This is a genomic window from Calothrix sp. NIES-2100 (genome assembly GCF_963875285.1).
Taxonomy (GTDB): domain Bacteria; phylum Cyanobacteriota; class Cyanobacteriia; order Cyanobacteriales; family Nostocaceae; genus Aulosira.
This window is the reverse complement of the sequence record NZ_CAWNLA010000001.1, coordinates 9,484,925-9,502,449: the sequence shown is the minus strand read 5'-3', so window position 1 is coordinate 9,502,449 and position 17,525 is coordinate 9,484,925. Positions and strand designations below refer to the sequence as shown.

The 17,525-nt window shown below is 42.3% G+C and carries 10 protein-coding genes and 6 tRNA genes; 5 read left to right on the top strand and 11 right to left on the bottom strand.

What is annotated here, in order from left to right; genetic code table 11:
* Positions 1-300: 300 nt before the first annotated feature.
* Complete coding sequence (locus AACU32_RS38715) at positions 301-1,905, bottom strand: 2-isopropylmalate synthase (protein WP_096607511.1); 1,605 nt, start codon at positions 1,903-1,905, stop codon at positions 301-303.
* A 96-nt stretch (positions 1,906-2,001) separates the two neighbouring features.
* A complete protein-coding gene (locus tag AACU32_RS38710; protein WP_096607510.1) occupies positions 2,002-2,523 on the bottom strand; it encodes a LabA-like NYN domain-containing protein in 522 nt (173 codons plus the stop codon).
* Positions 2,524-3,315: 792 nt separating this feature from the next.
* Between AACU32_RS38710 and AACU32_RS38705 the strand changes: the two genes are divergently transcribed.
* The 3 genes from AACU32_RS38705 (at position 3,316) to AACU32_RS38695 (ending at position 8,273) form a co-directional block, all read left to right on the top strand.
* Complete coding sequence (locus tag AACU32_RS38705; protein WP_096607509.1) at positions 3,316-5,637, top strand: CHASE2 domain-containing protein; 2,322 nt, start codon at positions 3,316-3,318, stop codon at positions 5,635-5,637.
* A gap of 36 nt (positions 5,638-5,673) precedes the next feature.
* A complete protein-coding gene (locus AACU32_RS38700; RefSeq protein WP_096607508.1) occupies positions 5,674-5,901 on the top strand; it encodes a hypothetical protein in 228 nt (75 codons plus the stop codon).
* A gap of 245 nt (positions 5,902-6,146) precedes the next feature.
* A complete protein-coding gene (locus tag AACU32_RS38695; RefSeq protein ID WP_096607507.1) occupies positions 6,147-8,273 on the top strand; it encodes a hybrid sensor histidine kinase/response regulator in 2,127 nt (708 codons plus the stop codon).
* Positions 8,274-8,353: 80 nt separating this feature from the next.
* Here AACU32_RS38695 and AACU32_RS38690 read toward each other — a convergent pair whose 3' ends face one another.
* The 8 genes from AACU32_RS38690 to AACU32_RS38655 form a co-directional block, all read right to left on the bottom strand.
* On the bottom strand, positions 8,354-8,815 hold the full coding sequence (locus AACU32_RS38690) for a response regulator (RefSeq protein ID WP_096607506.1): 462 nt from the start codon (positions 8,813-8,815) through the stop codon (positions 8,354-8,356).
* Between the two features lie 436 nt (positions 8,816-9,251).
* Positions 9,252-10,856, bottom strand: coding sequence for a TROVE domain-containing protein (locus tag AACU32_RS38685; protein WP_096607505.1), 1,605 nt, complete (start codon positions 10,854-10,856; stop codon positions 9,252-9,254).
* Between the two features lie 37 nt (positions 10,857-10,893).
* Positions 10,894-11,018, bottom strand: a tRNA-OTHER gene (locus AACU32_RS38680).
* A 23-nt stretch (positions 11,019-11,041) separates the two neighbouring features.
* Positions 11,042-11,182: transfer RNA gene (locus AACU32_RS38675), tRNA-OTHER, on the bottom strand.
* A gap of 24 nt (positions 11,183-11,206) precedes the next feature.
* A tRNA-Phe gene (locus AACU32_RS38670) sits at positions 11,207-11,423 on the bottom strand.
* 16 nt (positions 11,424-11,439) lie between these two features.
* Positions 11,440-11,562 (bottom strand) — tRNA-OTHER (locus AACU32_RS38665).
* Positions 11,563-11,585: 23 nt separating this feature from the next.
* Positions 11,586-11,710 (bottom strand) — tRNA-OTHER (locus tag AACU32_RS38660).
* Positions 11,711-11,733: 23 nt separating this feature from the next.
* Positions 11,734-11,861: transfer RNA gene (locus AACU32_RS38655), tRNA-Ile, on the bottom strand.
* 466 nt (positions 11,862-12,327) lie between these two features.
* On the opposite strand from AACU32_RS38655, the gene AACU32_RS38650 reads away from it, so the two are divergent.
* A complete protein-coding gene (locus AACU32_RS38650; protein WP_096607504.1) occupies positions 12,328-13,062 on the top strand; it encodes a hypothetical protein in 735 nt (244 codons plus the stop codon).
* Positions 13,063-13,242: 180 nt separating this feature from the next.
* Here the strand turns inward: AACU32_RS38650 and AACU32_RS38645 are convergent, their stop codons facing one another.
* The gene (locus AACU32_RS38645) at positions 13,243-14,385 is read right to left on the bottom strand and encodes a quinone-dependent dihydroorotate dehydrogenase (RefSeq protein WP_096607503.1); all 1,143 of its coding nucleotides are present in this window, start codon (positions 14,383-14,385) and stop codon (positions 13,243-13,245) included.
* Between the two features lie 245 nt (positions 14,386-14,630).
* On the opposite strand from AACU32_RS38645, the gene AACU32_RS38640 reads away from it, so the two are divergent.
* Positions 14,631-17,513 (top strand): sensor histidine kinase, encoded by a 2,883-nt coding sequence (locus AACU32_RS38640; protein ID WP_339378618.1) that lies wholly within the window; start codon positions 14,631-14,633, stop codon positions 17,511-17,513.
* The last annotated feature ends 12 nt before the right edge of the window (positions 17,514-17,525 follow it).

Sequence of the window (17,525 nt, the reverse complement as noted above, 5' to 3'; positions counted from 1 at the left end):
TAAAAAAATAACCTTGATGACAGAGTTTCAGCTTTAACACCAAGCGTATTGATTTATGAACCACAGAGACACAGAGATAAGAGATTGCAGAAGGATTAATCGTGTGAGAATTTTTGGCGTTGCTGATTGCAGTATGAATTTTGTTTCATGCAAAGGTGCAAAGAATCTAAAATTTAGATTTTTAAAACATTAATTTTCATACTCTATTCAGCAACGCCGAATTTTTATCCGCTATAAAAATAACCCTTGCAATTCTCTTCTAGTTAAAGACAATTGCAAGGGTTATAAGCCGAGATTTATTTAAACTTTCTGGGGAGTGGCTTCTTCAGACTTCTCTTTACCTTGCAAAGAAGCATACAAACGATTCAGTGCATTTACATAGGCTTGAGCTGAAGCAACAATAATATCTGTATTGGCTGCATGTCCTGAGAAAATGCGCGATTCGTGTTTTAAGCGGATAGTTACTTCCCCAATTGCATCAATACCTGCTGTGACCGATTGTACAGAAAATTCAATCAACTGGTTAGGTACGTTGACTACGCGGTTAATTGCTTTGTAAACCGCATCTACAGGGCCAGTACCAATTGCTGCATCGGTTAACTCTTCACCTTCGGGAGTGCGCAAGGTGACTGTGGCGGTAGGTTGGGCGTTGCTACCACAGGAAACTTGTACCAATTCTACCTTAAACAAATCCGGCGCTTGTTGGATCTCATCGTTGACGATCGCTTCTAAATCCCAATCAGAGATTTCTTTCTTTTTATCGGCGACTTCTTTGAATCTAACAAAGGCTTTATTTAACTCGGTTTCTGACAGTTCAAAGCCCAATTCTTTCAAGCGGGTGCGGAAAGCATTTCTCCCCGAATGTTTACCCAATACTATTTGATTGTCTGTTAAGCCAATCAATTGGGCATCCATAATTTCATAGGTGAGTTTGTTTTTTAATACACCATCTTGGTGAATGCCAGATTCGTGAGCAAAGGCATTTGCCCCCACAATTGCTTTATTTGGCTGCACTAGCATCCCTGTCAAATTGGAAACCAGACGTGAGGATCTGTAAATTTCGCGGGTGTCAATATTGGTGAGTGGCTGTTCTGAATCTACTGTACGTCCTAAGAAGGGATTAAAATATTGTCGCCGCACATGCAAAGCCATGACTAATTCTTCTAAGGCGGCATTGCCGGCGCGTTCACCAATACCATTGATGGTACATTCTAATTGTCTAGCACCATTTTTGACTGCTTCTAAGAAGTTAGCAACTGCTAAACCTAAGTCATTGTGTCCGTGAACGGAAATAATCGCTTTGTCGATATTCGGGACATTTTCTTTTATCCCCTTAATTATTGCCCCAAATTCGCTGGGGGTTGTGTAACCAACAGTGTCAGGAATATTTACTGTTGTTGCTCCAGCTGCGATCGCTCGCTCTAATACTTGATACAAAAATTCTGGATCGGAGCGTCCGGCATCCTCTGGCGAAAATTCTACATCATCAGTGAAGCTTTTGGCATAAGCTACCATTTCTTCGGCGATCGCTATCACTTCTGACTTCGTCTTTTTCAGCTTGTACTGCAAATGAATATCAGATGTGGCAATAAAGGTATGAATTCTGCCTTTAGCCGCTGGTTTAATCGCTGCGGCTGCTGCTTTGATATCATCTTGTTTTGCTCTTGCCAAACTGCAAATCACCGGGCCATTTTCTGTACCGACAACTTGGGCAATTTTGCTGACAGCTTCAAAGTCTCCCGGACTGGCAAAGGCAAACCCCGCCTCAATTACATCTACACCCAGACGCGCCAGCTGCTTGGCTATCACTAGCTTTTCATCTATATTTAAGGTCGCGCCTGGACATTGTTCTCCATCTCGCAATGTCGTATCAAAAATGATAATTCGCTCTGGTTGGCTGCTCATTTTCTCTTTGTTTAGTTGAGGGTGGACTTTTTGCTATAACTACATTGGATCTTAAGTTTTTTACTATTTACTTTTGTAAATATTTGTTAACTATAATTAGCCTTCAGTCTTTTCTATTCGGTCTCTAATATCATTCAAATCTATATATCTATCAGTAGCATTACGTAATTCTCTGGCGATCATCCCTTCTGTCGAAACTACTGTAATATGAGTATTTTTTGAGCGTAATAGTTCAATTGCCCGTTCAAAATCACCGTCCCCACTAAATAAAACTACTCTATCGTACTGATCTACTGTATTGAACATGTCTACAACAATTTCAATATCTAGATTAGCTTTTTGCGAGTACCGCCCCGAGGAATCATCATAATATTCTTTGAGAATTTTCGTTCGTACTGTATATCCTAAACTAATAAGAGCATCTCGGAAACCTCGTTGATCTTGTGGGTCTTTTAAGCCAGTGTACCAGAAGGCATTAATTAAGGTTGTTTCTGATTGTTCGTTTTTAAAGTATTCTAAGACTCGCCTTGGGTCGAAAAACCAGCCATTTTTTTGCTGAGCATAGAACATATTGTTTCCGTCTACAAAAATAGACAGACGATTCATAGGAGAAACCATAAAAAATTACACCTAATAATAGTAAAGATTTTTAGATTGAACAATAGATTATAGCAATTATCAATCGGTCAATTTGCTAATATCTATAAAGTATAACTTCATGTATAGCTTTTATCCTAACCTCTTTTACAAGTTAAAAATTGTCAAAACATTGGAGGATATCCTGAAGGCTGAAACTTATTCATCTCAGACACTACAAGACTTACCCTATGATCAAAATCTACCAATAAATTTGACTTAGTAACAGTAATCTTAACTGTATTACAGTTCAGTTTACTCCTAAAGAGGTATGGTAGTGATTGCAAGGTAGAACTTAAGCTAATGCCCATCTCAAGGTTTTGCCATCAAAAAGAGGACACAGTTTTTGCTAAATATCTCACCCTGTACCAGTGACAGAAGTTGCCAAAGCGAAACTTCTGCTCAAGCCTCTACTAGTACTTCACCAGATAATTACTCTTGGGTTACGAGGGGTCAGATCCCTGACTCGTTAAAGAAGTGGGGGAACTCGCAGCCCATTAAAATTAATGTGGCGATACCAGGGTAATACCTGTGGGATTTCTGGCTGAGGTCTGTGGAAAAATAAAGTTAGCACCGCTTGGGGAGAATGAGGTTGGCAGTGTTAAGAAGGGGAGACTCCTGCACAGAGGCGATGGCAATATAAATTTGTTGAGGAATAATAGATAGTTGACAAATGTATAAGTTTTTCATCTAAGTCCAATTTCAATGTAGTTGCACTAAAACAGGGTCTGAATAAATAAAAGTTGTTGTACCTTAATCAATCAATAACACGATATGGCAGAAGAACCTACATCAACCCTAACTAAAAAATATGTCTCTGCTGCCAATGGCGGGTCAAGCAAACCGACAAAAGCAACTTCGACCACATCAACCAACCATTCCAAGCTGATAACTTGGTTTGGTCATCTGCTGACTGGTGTTTCAGCAATCGGAGCAGCACTGCTGAGTACTTCTGGTATGGGTACGGTGCAATCGATGGAAAGTCAGGCGCTTTCGACTTTTTTCCAACTGCGCGGGCCGGTTGTCCCTCCAGAAGACATTGTGATTTTGGCAATCGACAATGACTCCATATCAGTCCCTGAACAGTACTATAAAACAAATCCACAACAGTATGCTTACCTGGAACCACTGAAATCTTATCCATTTAAACGTGCTGCATATGCCGAAGTCATAGAAAAATTGATGCAGGCTGGTGCGAAAGCCGTGGCCGTAGCTGTGGTTTTTGATACATCAAGTAGTTATGGTGTTGCCGACGATCGCCAACTGCAAGCAGTATTGCAAAAATACGGTAATAAAGTCACCCTAGCAGCAGTCTACGAAGAATCTTGGACAGAACAGGGAAAATCCGTCCAATTGAGGCAACCGCAGCTAATGTTTCATCAGGGGTCAGTCTCAATGGGGACTGTGAACTTTCCCATAGAGGCAGATGGGAAAGTTCACCGATTAACCAGTGAATATCCCAAGTTATTACCAGAAAATGATTTAATCGCCGATAAATTGCCCTCCTTTAACGAAGCGGTACTGAGAGCAGCCGAAATTAATTATCCCCGACCAAAGGGCGATCACATCTATTTTTGGGGACCGGCGGGGACATTTAAGCAATTTCCCTTTTGGCACGTATTCGATCCCGAAAATTGGCAAACCTATTTGCATCAAGGAAAGGTGTTCCAAAATAAAATTGTGGTGATTGGAGCCACAGCCCAGTTGGCAAATAATTTTTATCCAGTAGCGGACAGCAGCAACCCTGAACGCATGTCAGGAGTAGAAATTCATGCCAATGAGATCGCCACCTTGATGACAGGGAAAGCCATCGCCCCAGCAATTGTCAGTCCACCCTTGCGCGGTTTATTTGTGCTGGTGATAGTCACAGGTGCTATATTCCTCTGTACTAGAAGCAAGCGCGGCATCAATCGATTTATCTCTAGCATTGGCTTGGCGAGTATTTGGGGAGTCATGAGCTATGTATTATTTGTACACGATCAGTTGATTTTTCCCACCACCATACCTATGGTAGCGATCGCTTTTTCTGGATTGTCCTATCTGGGAACCGAAGTCGCCAGAGAAAGCATTAAAAAACGCCAATTAATCGATATCTTTCGGAAACATCAATCTTCTGCGGTTGTGCAAGAAATTATCAGTCAACAAGATGACTTGCAAGACCTACTCCAGCAAAGAGATTTAGCCTTAGCCGGCAAAATACTTGGTGGACGCTACAAAATTGTCAAAGTTCTTGGTTCTGGTGGATTCAGCGAAACCTACATTGCTGAAGATATCCAACGTCCGGGAAATCCCCGATGTGTAGTGAAACAACTAAAACCAGCAAACACCAAAACAACAGGATTGCAACTGGCTAGACGGTTATTTAACTCCGAGGCGCAAACCTTAGAAAGATTGGGCAAACATCAGCAAATTCCCCAGCTATTGGCTTATTTTGAACAAGAAGAAGAATTTTATTTAGTTCAAGAATTTATAGTTGGACATCCTCTGAGTCAAGAATTGCAATTAGGTCAATCCGTTTTAGAAGCCAAAGTTATCGATATTTTACGAGATTTATTGCAAACATTGGCATTTGTCCATGAAAATAGCGTGATTCACCGTGATATTAAACCTAGCAATATTATCCGGCGACACTCAGACTGGAAGCTAGTATTAATTGACTTTGGTGCAGTCAAAGAAGTATCTGCACTGCAAATGGAAAATCAAGAACATACCCCCTTCACCATTGGGATTGGAACTAAAGGTTATGCACCAAATGAACAATGTTTTGGCCGTCCCCAATATAGTAGTGACATCTATGCAGTCGGGATGATTGGTATCAAAGCTTTGACTGGTATCGCCCCCCACGAGTTCGCCAGAGATAGTGAGGGAGAGTTGCTATGGCAAGATCAGGCAGCAGTCAGCCAAACTTTGGCAGAAATTCTCAGTAAAATGGTTTTGGAAGACTACAAGCAGCGCTATCAAACTGCAATAGAGGCGCTAGAGGCGTTTAATCAGTTGATAGGTTATACACCAAGAAACTATGTAAACGACAACCAATCATCAATTAAAACTGCACCTTCAGATGATCCAGATGCATCTACTACACCTTGGGAATGATCGTCTGGAAAAACGGCGTTGCTGAATCTAGGATGAATGTCTCACGCATACCAGCGAGGCGGAACCTGCTTGGTAGACGCAAAGGAAAATTACGAAAATCATCTTGCATTTATGCAACGCCAAAAAAAACTTATACATGAATTTGGCGATCGCACTTTTATGCAACAGCTGTACTGTAGAAGAAATTCAGATGAGAACGCTGTAAATCTAATTTCTTTCGCCACCTCAGCTATTTTTCCTTGGGGAAGTCACATATATAATTAGATTTATATCTATACAGGTTCAATAATTTTAACATTTTGAGACTCATAACCCTACCTTCCTGAACACTGGTAGAGTTTATTTTTCACATTTAATTGTCAATAAACAGCTAAATTGCTGTAATGAAAGCACTGAAACCTTGACATGATTTTTATTGTTATTACAGGAATAGATGAGAATAATATCAGTGCTAGCTGTTAAACTTCAGAACTGGCAGAGCTTTCAAGGGGTAGGGAGTCAACACTTGTATGTCAGAATTATGGAATATTTTTTTTAGTTCCGGGTCTTTTATCCCGCATGGGCACTGCTATCTATGGAAAACTGATTTAGTTTGGCTACATATCTTATCTGACGCAGTCATTGCACTAGCTTATTATTCAATTCCATCTACACTTTTCTACTTCGTTAACAAGCGGCGGGATCTTCCCTTCCATTGGATATTTCTACTTTTTAGTGGATTTATTGTCGCTTGTGGCACTACTCACTTAATGGAAATTTGGACGCTTTGGCATCCAACCTATTGGCTATCAGGATTAATCAAAGCCCTAACTGCAACTATATCTTTATTTACAGCAGTACAACTTGTACCTTTAGTTCCAAAAGCATTAGCACTTCCTAGTCCTGCTCAGTTAGAACAAGCAAACCAACAACTACAAACACAAATAACTGAGCGGTTAAAAATAGAGGCGGAACTCAGAAAATACCAAAATCATTTGGAAGAGTTGGTTGCTATTCGCACTAATGAGATTACCACAACCAACGAACAATTACAACAAGAAATCGCTGAACGCCAACGCATTTTAGAAGCTCTACGTCAAAGTGAAGAACGCTACCGTTATCTAGCTGAAGCCATTCCCCAACTGGTATGGACAGCAGATGCTAACGGGCAATGTGATTATTTCAACCAAAAGTGGTGTAATTACACTGGGCTAACATTAGAACAGTCCTTGGGTTCTGGTTGGGTAGCAGCATTGCATCCAGATGATGTCGAAAGGACTTCGGAAATCTGGTTAAATGCTGTTAGCAATGGCACTTTATATGAAACTGAATACCGCTTTAAACGAGCGGCTGATAGTTCCTATCGTTGGCAGCTAGCACGCGGCTTACCCTTGAAGGATGAGCAAGGTCATGTAGTGAAGTGGTTTGGAACTTGTACAGATATTCACGAACAAAAGGAGATACAACAAGAACGCGCCCATTTACTAGAATTGGAACAAGCAGCCAGAGCTAAAGCAGAAACAGCCAATCGAATTAAAGATGAATTTTTGGCTGTACTTTCCCACGAATTACGTACCCCAATGAACGCGATTTTGGGCTGGTCAAATTTGTTGCAAAGTGGCAACTTAGAACGAGAAAAGACATTGCAAGCCCTAGGGACAATACAGCGCAATGCCAAGTTACAGATGCAACTGATTGAGGATTTGCTGGATATCTCGAGAATTTTACAAGGTAAACTGACACTGAATGTGAGGAATATTCACTTAGACTCTATCGTTTTGTCTGCACTGGAAACAATGGCTGTAGCTGCACAAACCAAGTCAATTCAGGTGAGTACAGTTTTTCAGCCAAGTGTGGGGCCAGTATTGGGTGATGCAACTCGCTTGCAACAAGTCGTTTGGAATTTACTTTCTAACGCTGTCAAATTTACTCCCAACGGCGGAAGGGTAGAAGTGCGCTTGAGCAAAACTGATGGCTATGCTCAAATCATCGTTAGTGATACAGGTAAGGGGATTAGCGCTGAGTTTTTACCTTATGCATTTGATTACTTCCGCCAAGCAGATAGCAGTTCTACCAGAAAATTTGGGGGATTAGGTCTAGGATTGGCAATTGTCCGGAATATAGTCGAAATGCATGGCGGTACAGTCACAGCAATGAGTGCAGGAGACAATCAAGGTGCAACTTTCACAGTCAATTTACCGCTTCCGCAAAACGAAAATCAAGATTTGATAGCAGAACAAAATCCTTCCTCTGACTTAAGACCTAAGTTTTTGTCTCTGGCTGGAGTGCAAATTTTAGTGGTTGATGATGATCCAGATTCGCTAGATTTTGTGGCGTTTGTCTTAGAGCAAGATGGGGCTATGGTAATAACAGTATCTTCCGCCTTAGAAGCATTGCAAGCTATAGAACAGGAAAAGCCAGATGTATTAGTCAGCGATATTAGTATGCCCGATATGGATGGCTATACCTTATTGCGTCAACTGAGAACTTGGAGTGCAGAAAAAGGAGGACAAATTCCGGCGATCGCTCTGACTGCTTTCGCGAGACAATACGATCAGCAGCAAGCATTCCAAGCTGGTTTTCAGGTTCATTTACCTAAACCTATAAACCCAGAAGAATTAGTTGCAGCCATTGTGAGACTTGCTGGGGTAGGGTGAGTCTGGTGAAAATATTGCTAATTCTGGAATTTAAGTTTTTACTTTATGTATGTTAAGGTAGGCGATCGCTTTAAATATTTTTATTGAGGTGATTGAGGAAAAGTTTTACTTTTACTAATCAAACGTTTAATTTCTCCTAATAACACTGTCGGTTCTACAGGCTTATTCACATAGCTTTGAAAACCTGAATCCAGCGCCATGCTGCGACTTTCGTCAGAACTCAAAGCAGTTAAAGCGATGGCTGGTATCTCCCGTTGTTCGGAAATGCTGCCTTCCCTAATGTTGCGAATTAAAGAATAACCATCCATTTCTGGCATAGCGATGTCAGAAATTAAAATATCAAATTTTGATTGTTTGATTGTTTCCAGAGCTTGTGATACTGATGTTGCTGTTTTTACTTGCAAACCAATGTTTTCCAGAATAAACGTCGTGAGGATTAAGCTGTCTTCATTATCATCTACTAATAAAACTCGCAAGCCATCTAGAGATTGAAAGTCTTTTGTCTCTTCTTGGAGATGCGGATCTTCAGCGTTATTTGTCATGTTTAACATGTGCCTCCTTAGTTGCCTGCATCAATTACGGAGGAACTCCCAACAGACAGCTATTATTTAGCCGTCTGTTGGGAATCTAACAACAAGCTACCACAACATTAGGCATCCGCCAGGGGAAATATTTTTTGCTTAATGCAATACACAACCTCTGTAAGCCTGTATTCAGTTCTGTATTATTTTTAAAGGCGGGTGCGGGAATTGAACCCGCTATCCCCAAAATGTTGGAGATAAAACCGATAAACCTAAGTTCTTCGTCCCCGAAAGGCAAGTTGCGAACCAGGATAACCCGCCATGTAGTATAAATTCTCAAAGTTGAAGGGAAGGAGGACAAGGGAAGAGGGACAAGGGGGACAAGGAAGCAGAGGAAGCATAGGAGAAATAACAAATTCCCAATGCCCAATGCCCCATGCCCTATGCCCACACCTTTTTAAAGTTCCCCAGTAGCTAGCATCTGGATAATGCGAGGTGTTCCTGGGTCGAACCCAGCTAAATCCCAGGAAAGGGGATCTTGAGGATCTACCAAGGTAATGTTGTAAGGTGCTAGGGTGACATATACTGCCTTAGCGTTGGGGTTCACCTTCTGGCGGTACTCCGCCAAGGCTTGACTGGGATGCTTAGAACCAGCCCATGACTCATTGTCAGTCCAAAAGCAAACTACATCTGCTTTGAACTTATGTTTAATCATCCAGTCGTAAGCGACAGAAGCATCTGTACCACCGAAGTTTTGCTGGCTAGCTTTACGCAGTGCAGAACTAAAAGTATCTTTGGCTGTGATACCTAATTCGCGAAATTCTGTAGCAAAGCCCCGAATCATGTAGTTTTGCTCAGCTTTGGCTGTGACTAACGCCATTGTCGTCGCAATTTCACAGCAGCTTAAACCAACTGAATCAACCACACCCCAAGACATGGAGCCAGAAACGTCTACAGCGTGCATGAAAACTTTACCTGTGGGTTGGACGACATCAAAAGATAGTTCAACCGCCTTTTCTAAGATGTCTACAATCCGGGGGACTGGTTCCCATGTCTTCTGGCTGCGTCCTAATTTTCCACCAGATTGATAAGTTTTCAAAGCTTTTAAAACATCAATCGGATGGATACGACCTTTGCGCAGATGTTCTTGGTTGTTGAGAACTCCTTCGACTCGCAGAATATTGGCACTTTCATCAGTTCGCAGTACACCTAAGTCAGTCAAAGAACCAAGGTTACGCAGCATTGCACCAATGGGCATTTCTTGGAAAAGCAGCTGCCAAGCTTGTTGATCCATTTTACCCACAGGTGCAGCCATTTCGTGGGTGAGGTGTCCTTGCGCGATCGCAGTATGAGTTTCGTTAGGATTCCGCTTTAACCACTCATACCACCAAATCTGCGCTAATGCTTGCGAAGGGATTTCTGCTGGCAAATCTTCCCAACCTTTAACTACCCACTCAAATAATTCACGGTGAGTTTCTGTAGGTGGTTTGACATGAAACAACCGCAATGCATCTCGGTGAGTGAAGCCTTGACGCTGTTGATATTTCAACAGTTGATAAGCCAAACCTTTGACATCTTCACGAGATAGCCAAGTTTTCCCAGCTTCGCGCACCACCTTACCAAATCCCCGCAGCGATTTGGTGTAGTTTAGCCATTCGTAGAAGTGGCTACCTGTGCGGATAACTTGCCCAAAGATTTCCCCAAACGCCTTTTTAGCTTCTGGTGTTTCACCCATCGACAGCAGCACTAAAGCCAAGATAGGCGCACTGTTGTTGATGGCGCGGCCATCGCTAGCATAGAGAATTTCCTCTGCAACACGCCCTGGATTCTCTGCCACAGCTTGTTTGACAACATTTACAAAATCTTCTGTTAGTTCCTGCTTTCCTGCGTAGTAAGTGCTTTTTGCTGTGCCAATTAACAGACAACGGCGCAGCATTTTCCAAATACCCGCATCAAACATATACCCGCCGGAACGTCCTTTAATCATCTCTGCTTCCCGTCCGGGGATAGGCTGATTTTGCGGTGTATTGGTTTTCTTTTTAGTGAAGAAATTGTAATTCATGACTTCATCTCCCGGCCCTTGCGGGCAAAAATGAAAGGTGGCAGGGCAGGATTTGAACCTGCGACATCCCGCGTGGAAGGCGATAACCCTCATTCTTCGGCCTTTGCAGGCAAGGGGTGAACAAGGATGTTTTAGGCGCTCTACCAACTGAGCTACCTGCCACATGAAAATTTAAAATTAGATTTTGGCGGATGGGGCAGGAATTGAACCTGCAACTTTTGAATTGACGATAACCCTCGAATCGTCGGCCTTTTCAGGCAAGGTTGTGAACCAAGGACTATGGGTGTTAACCCATTCAACGCTCTACCAGATTGAGCTACCCATCCATGTAAAAATTCAAAATTAGATTTTGGGTGGCGGAGCAGGATTTGTAGACGCATTAGCGAAGCGGTAGCGACGTTCGCGAAGCGTCTCCCCTTGGGAGAAGGAGCGTCAGCGGCTTCCCGAAGGGTACCTGCAAAACCTATAGGTTGCTAGATACGATAACCCTCAACTCTTCGGCCCTTTCGGACAAGTCATGAATTAAGGTTTTTTTTCAAGTGCGTTTACCAATTTCGCCATCCGCCACATAACTGTATTTGGTGTAGTGGGGCGGGATTTGAACCCGCGATTGCTCGTTTTGCATACGATAACCCTCAATTCGTCGGCCTTTGCAGGCAAGAGGTGAATAAGGGTGTTTAGCGCCTTACCACTTGGCTACCCACCACAGGAAAATTCAAAATTAGATTTTGGGTGGTGGGGCGGGAATCGAACCCGCGATCGCTCGAACCCAATCGATAACCCTCAATTCGTCGGCCTTTTCAGGCAAGAGGTGAATAAGGATGTTTAGCGCCTTACCACTTGGCTACCCACCACAGGAAAATTCAAAATTAGATTTTGGGTGGCGGGGCGGGATTTGAACCCGCGACCTTCCCGATTATCAGTCGATAACCTTTATTCTTCGGTCTTTTCAGACAAGGGGTGAACAAAGATGTTTTTGGCGCTCTACCACTGAGCTACCCGCCACATAACAATTCAAAATTCATCTATCCGCTACGGTTGAAAGTTGACTCCTTTTTGAACGTTGCTTTGTATTATTAATGTAGTATGCGTATTACTAGTTGTCAAGTGCTTAATTTTCTTAACCTTGATTGCCAGATCCCCGACTTCTTTAAGAAGTCGGGGATCTAAGTCCCTTGCTGCCAATGCATACTGGTATATATAAGTATTTTATATTACTTTACAATACATATTGTTCTATTTTGGCTTAGCGGCAAAATCAAGGTTTTGCGGCAAAAATCCTTTATTAAAGGGAATTACAGACTCAATATTTGGGCGATCGCTCCGGTATTTTTCAGCGTATAAAAATTATTAATGTTATATTTTTCCTACAAATTTGCCGTAAGTTTGCCAAAATATACAAAAAAATGTCACAATTTTTGCCAAGATAATAGTTATTTCTTTTTTCACAATTCACTTGGCAAAAATGAGCATGAGTGAAAAGACATTAGAAGGCAGCGGGAAGGCTTTTCTCGTTCTGCTTTTGCCAATCTCGTTTTTGATTATTTTCCTGGTTACTACTTGGAAATTTTTGCTAGCTTTGATGCTGCTGCTGATGGGTTTCAATATTTGGCAGTGGCAGCAATGGCAAAATTGGTCTCGGCAAGTTAATCCAGTTTTCCATCGACTAGTTATGGACAACCAGGGCAGAGTAACACCGATGGACTTGGCAATCAAGGGTAATTTTTCTGGAACAATCGCCAAACGTTACCTAGATACGAAAGCCAGCGAATTTGGTGCGAGTATTCTAAATTCTGAAGATGGAAGTCCGGTTTATTACTTTATCAATGCCACCATTTTGGGAAGCATACTCGAAAGTAGTGATCCAGTCAAAGAACTTCCGGCTAAATCATTTGTTCAAACTGCTCCTGTATTATTAGCACCAACGCTACCACAGCCGCAGCCAGAAGAAACCGAGGCTGAATTATTGCCAACAGCAACTCATGAAGAAGTCAAAATCCCTTTGGAAAAACAGTTAGTTTTTGGCTCTCTGATTCAATCAGAACTGGCTAAAAGACTAAATGTTTATTCCAGCACGGTATATAAACGGCGTAATGACCCAGATTTTCCCGAATGGAGCCGCAGCCGCGATCCAGATGGCATTGCTTGGTCATTTTCCCGCAGAAACAAGGAGTTTTTCCCCCTGGAAGAAAAAGATAAAAGTTAAAATTATTAGCTTGATTTTCCTGGTTTTTTGCCAAGGAAAAAATATCAACAATCAGTCAACAGTGAACAGTGAGGAGTTTTTCAGATGGGATTTAAATTAACCCATTTCTGGAATTTGTAAGTTTGAGTTGCGGTATCAATCCCAACTCAAACTTTAAGAATTTATCGTTCTTAACTCTTCTCAATTTTTAGTTTTTGCGGCTAAACCGACAGCCGCATTAATGGAAGTTAATCCGCTTTCTTCTAACTTAGAAAGTAAACCTGTGAGAATGCGGCGTACCATCAATGGGCCTTCGTAAATCCAGCCTGTGTAAACCTGAATTAGGCTAGCACCAGCAGTAATTTTTTCCCAGGCATCTTCTGGGGAAAAAATACCACCAACGCCGATAATTGGCAATTGCCCTTGGGTTTGCTGCCAAATAAAACGAATTACTTCGGTGGAACGATCGCGTAATGGTGCGCCGCTAATTCCACCAGCTTCTTGTATCACAGGGTTTCCTGTTTTGTCAATTATTTGAGTTTTGAGCAAATCACGGCGAATAGTGGTGTTAGTGGCAATTAACCCGGCAATTTGGTAGGTATTAGCCAGGGCAATAATATCAGCGATCGCTTCCCATTCTAAATCAGGTGCTATCTTGACAAAAATCGGCTTTCGTGTTTTATTGTCTTGTTGCAATAAATCCAAAATAGAGCCGAGCATGGCTGCATCTTGGAGCGATCGCAACCCTGGCGTATTGGGGGAAGAAACATTGACAACAAAATAGTCTCCTAAATGCTGAAGTAAACGAAAACTATTGAGGTAATCGTTTGCAGCGGCTTCTAGGGGTGTTACTTTAGACTTGCCTAAATTTATACCTATAGGTATTCGCTGGTTTAATTCTTGTTTCCCTTGTGCCAATCGCTCTGCCATTGCCGCCGCACCGCTATTATTAAAACCCATGCGGTTGAGGACTGCTTGATCTAAAGGCAAACGAAACAAGCGGGGGCGGGGATTTCCCGGTTGGGGAACAAATGTGACCGTTCCCAGTTCTGTAAAACCAAAACCAAAATTTGACCAGATCTGGGCAGCAACGCCATCCTTGTCAAACCCAGCTGCTAAACCTAGAGGGTTGGGAAAGTTTAACCCAAATAGAGTTTGTTCTAAACGGGTGTCGGATAAGCATAATGACTGCACCAGGAGGTGATTAACCCATCTAGCGCTGAGGCGATCGCTTGAAAGTGATAGCCAGCCGAGAGTGTTCATCGTCTTTTGGTGTAACCACTCTGGATCTGTTTTGAGCAGATTAAACAACAGTGGCCTAATTGCTAATTGATAAATATCCATTTCAATTTGAGTTGCCGACTAATAGTATCGAAGATAGGGCATTGGCCAAACAGGGCATTGGGCATTGGGCTTGTGGCGGGACAGGGTTATTGGGCATTTGTTATTTATCCTCTGCTTCCTCTGCCATCTGCCATCTGCCTTTTTGAACAACAAAACCTTTTCCCATCTCTGCTATTTTTAGATGCTATTTTTAAGCGCAACTTAGTATCAGGGTGCTTTTCTGGGCATCTTATATATTACAAGTTATGTTGACTAATAATCAGATGGGACCGCCAGAAAAACCTATAGCTGCTGAAAAACAGATACTTTCCTTGGGGCGTGTCCTTCAGAAACTCAGGGAAGAGGATAATCTTGAAGTCTTAATTGAAACCACTATTGCTTATATTAAAGAGCATTTTGACTATGAACTCATTTGGATTGCTCTTTACGATCGCCTAAAACATACATTAACTGGCAAAGGTGGCATCACCCCTACGAAAGAAAGTAATTTCTTACATCAGCGCTTAGTTCTCAGCCCAGGAGATTTATTAGAACAAGTCGTTATTGAACAGCGTCCCTTAGGTTTAGCGGATTTAAGAGAAGAACATCGGGATCAGACATTAAAAGAAGTAGCAAAAAAATTTCAAATCCAAGGAACGGTTATTTTACCAATTCGCTATCGAGACCGCTGTCTGGGTTTGGTATTACTCGGTTCCCAACGCTGGGGCTATTTACTAGGTGGAGAAGCCAAAGCAAGGCTATTAATAGTGTTAGCCGAATTGGGGGCAGTACTGTATCAATATGAGATAGATTTGCTGCACAAGCAAACTAAGCGGATTGAGGAGCCTTTGTTGCAATTACTAGAAAATTTACGCTCCCTCAATAACTTGGAGCAAAAACTAGAAACATTAGTGGAAGCAATCCATAAATTTGTTGCTCCCTCGCGAACAAATATTTACTGGTTTCAAAGAGAAGGACGCTACTTTTGGTGTCGGATGAGCGATCAGCCTCCCAACCTCAGTCGCGACGCTGGCCCCCAGCAACCAGCAGTAGGAATTTCCGCCCAGGACTTAACCGAATTTTATCATGCTTTAGCTCTCAATCAAATTGTCTGGATTGGTGAATCACGTAGTTCTCTTAACAGCCATGTTACAGGCAAACTACTACAACGCTTGCGAGTGCGATCGCTTTTGGCTGCTCCCATCATCTGCCAAAAGGACTTATTGGGTTTTTTAGCAGTAGAAGGCTATCAGCCCCGCATCTGGGCTGATGCAGACAAGAATTTCATTCAAAGTGCTGCTGGCTTAATTTCTTTAGTTGTCCCTACTGACGACATGGAAAGCACTATCAAACAAATTCAAGCCGATGCCCAGTTAACTAGTCAAGTTGCCCAAGCTATTTATAGTCAGCATGACCTTCAAGAAGTATTACGCATTTGTGCCCAGAGAGTTTTAGAGCGACTAGCCACTACCCGCTTTTTAGTGTTGCGGTACGATCCTGACCAAAATTACTATCAAATTCTCCACCAAACCCAACTTCAAAATCGCCGATCTTTAACATTTACCCTCAGTGCGCTCAAAGATTTGGATAGACAGCTTTTGCAGCGTGTCACAGAAACCGTGGAGATTGAGAATTTAGACGAAGATTTGCGATTTTTTAATTGGCGTCCCTTTTTTAGCGAACATGGCGTGCGTTCCTTGCTGGTTTGCAACTGCTCTCAAGGGAATTCACCTACAGCGCTTGTAGTTATTGCTCATGAAAATTACCGTTCATGGACGACCTTAGAAAAAGAACTGCTGTGGGTTGTTAGCCAACAAATTGGTGTGATTGTCCGTCAGTGGCAGCTACAAGGCAGTAATGAGCAGCAAAGAACCATCTTGCAAAGCTTTCAAGAATGCCTGCGTATCCTGGCACAAACCCAGAGTAAAACAACACAGACAGAAGAATATCATCTAGAACACACTGCACTGCAACAAATCGCATCTGTTCTCAATTGTCCCTTAGCAATCATGCTATCTTGGTCACCAGGTGAGTATCAAGCAAAAATTATTCCTGGGGTAGTTAGCAATGAGGGATTTGAGGTTGTTGTCAATACATCGATTTCCATCCAAACTGAAGCTCTAATTCAGTGGGCACTTACCCAAGAAAGTTACCTCAGCCTGAGGGTAGAAGATTTGCCAAGAGAAACCAGAACTTGGTTCAACGGGGCTAATATTGGTCAAATTTTGGTGATGGTATTACGCACTGCTAATGCTTATCAACCTACAAGTGTAGTCATATTAGCAGACCATCGAGAGCGTTATTGGTCAGAACAAAGCCTCAGTGCGGCGGAAACTCTTGTTTATCAGTTAGCTTGGTTGCATCGTCAAAAGCAAATCACTCAACTTCTCGATTCCGCAACTGAGGACTTACAGCAACTCAATTGGTACAAGCATCGCCATCTAGAAGAAATTTACACAGCAGTAACACCATTGCTCTCCCAAATCAATGATTTAGGCATTCCTACTCAGGAAATGCGGGAAACCCGCTCTTTCCCTGGATTGCGACAGTTAGAGAATGCAACAGATGCGATCGCCAAACTGCTAAAACATGAGCAGTGGCAGTTGCAGATAAAATGGGAAACTATAGCCGTAGCCAGTTTACTCAAGCGTGCAGTCGCCAGATTAGACAATTTACTCAAACAAAATAAGCTGTGGATCGGTGTACACGGTTTAGGATCATCAGATGCAAATCCAGATTCCCTAAAAACTTCTCCGGATCTTAGTACTCAAAGCTTTGTCAATCAATCTGCAATGGCGATCGCTTGTGACATCAAAAAAATTGAACTAGTACTGTATGAATTGTTGCTTGCAGCCTGTCACCGTTCTCCGTCTGGCGGCAGAATTGATATTTGGTGTCGCCGCCTAGAGAAGGGAATGTTAGATATTTCCATTACAGATAATGGTTTGATAGAAGCACAGCTACTGGCAGAACTTAATCAAACCCAACCTAAAGATGTGCTTGCTGTCTCTAGCCTAGATCAACCGCCGGGTTTGCATTTCCTCATCTGCCAACATATCATCCAGCAAATGAAAGGAGAATTGCATTTCTATCAGTTAGCAGATAATCGCATAGTCAGTCGTTTAGTGTTGCCTTTAGCAACTCATTGAACTGGGGATTGG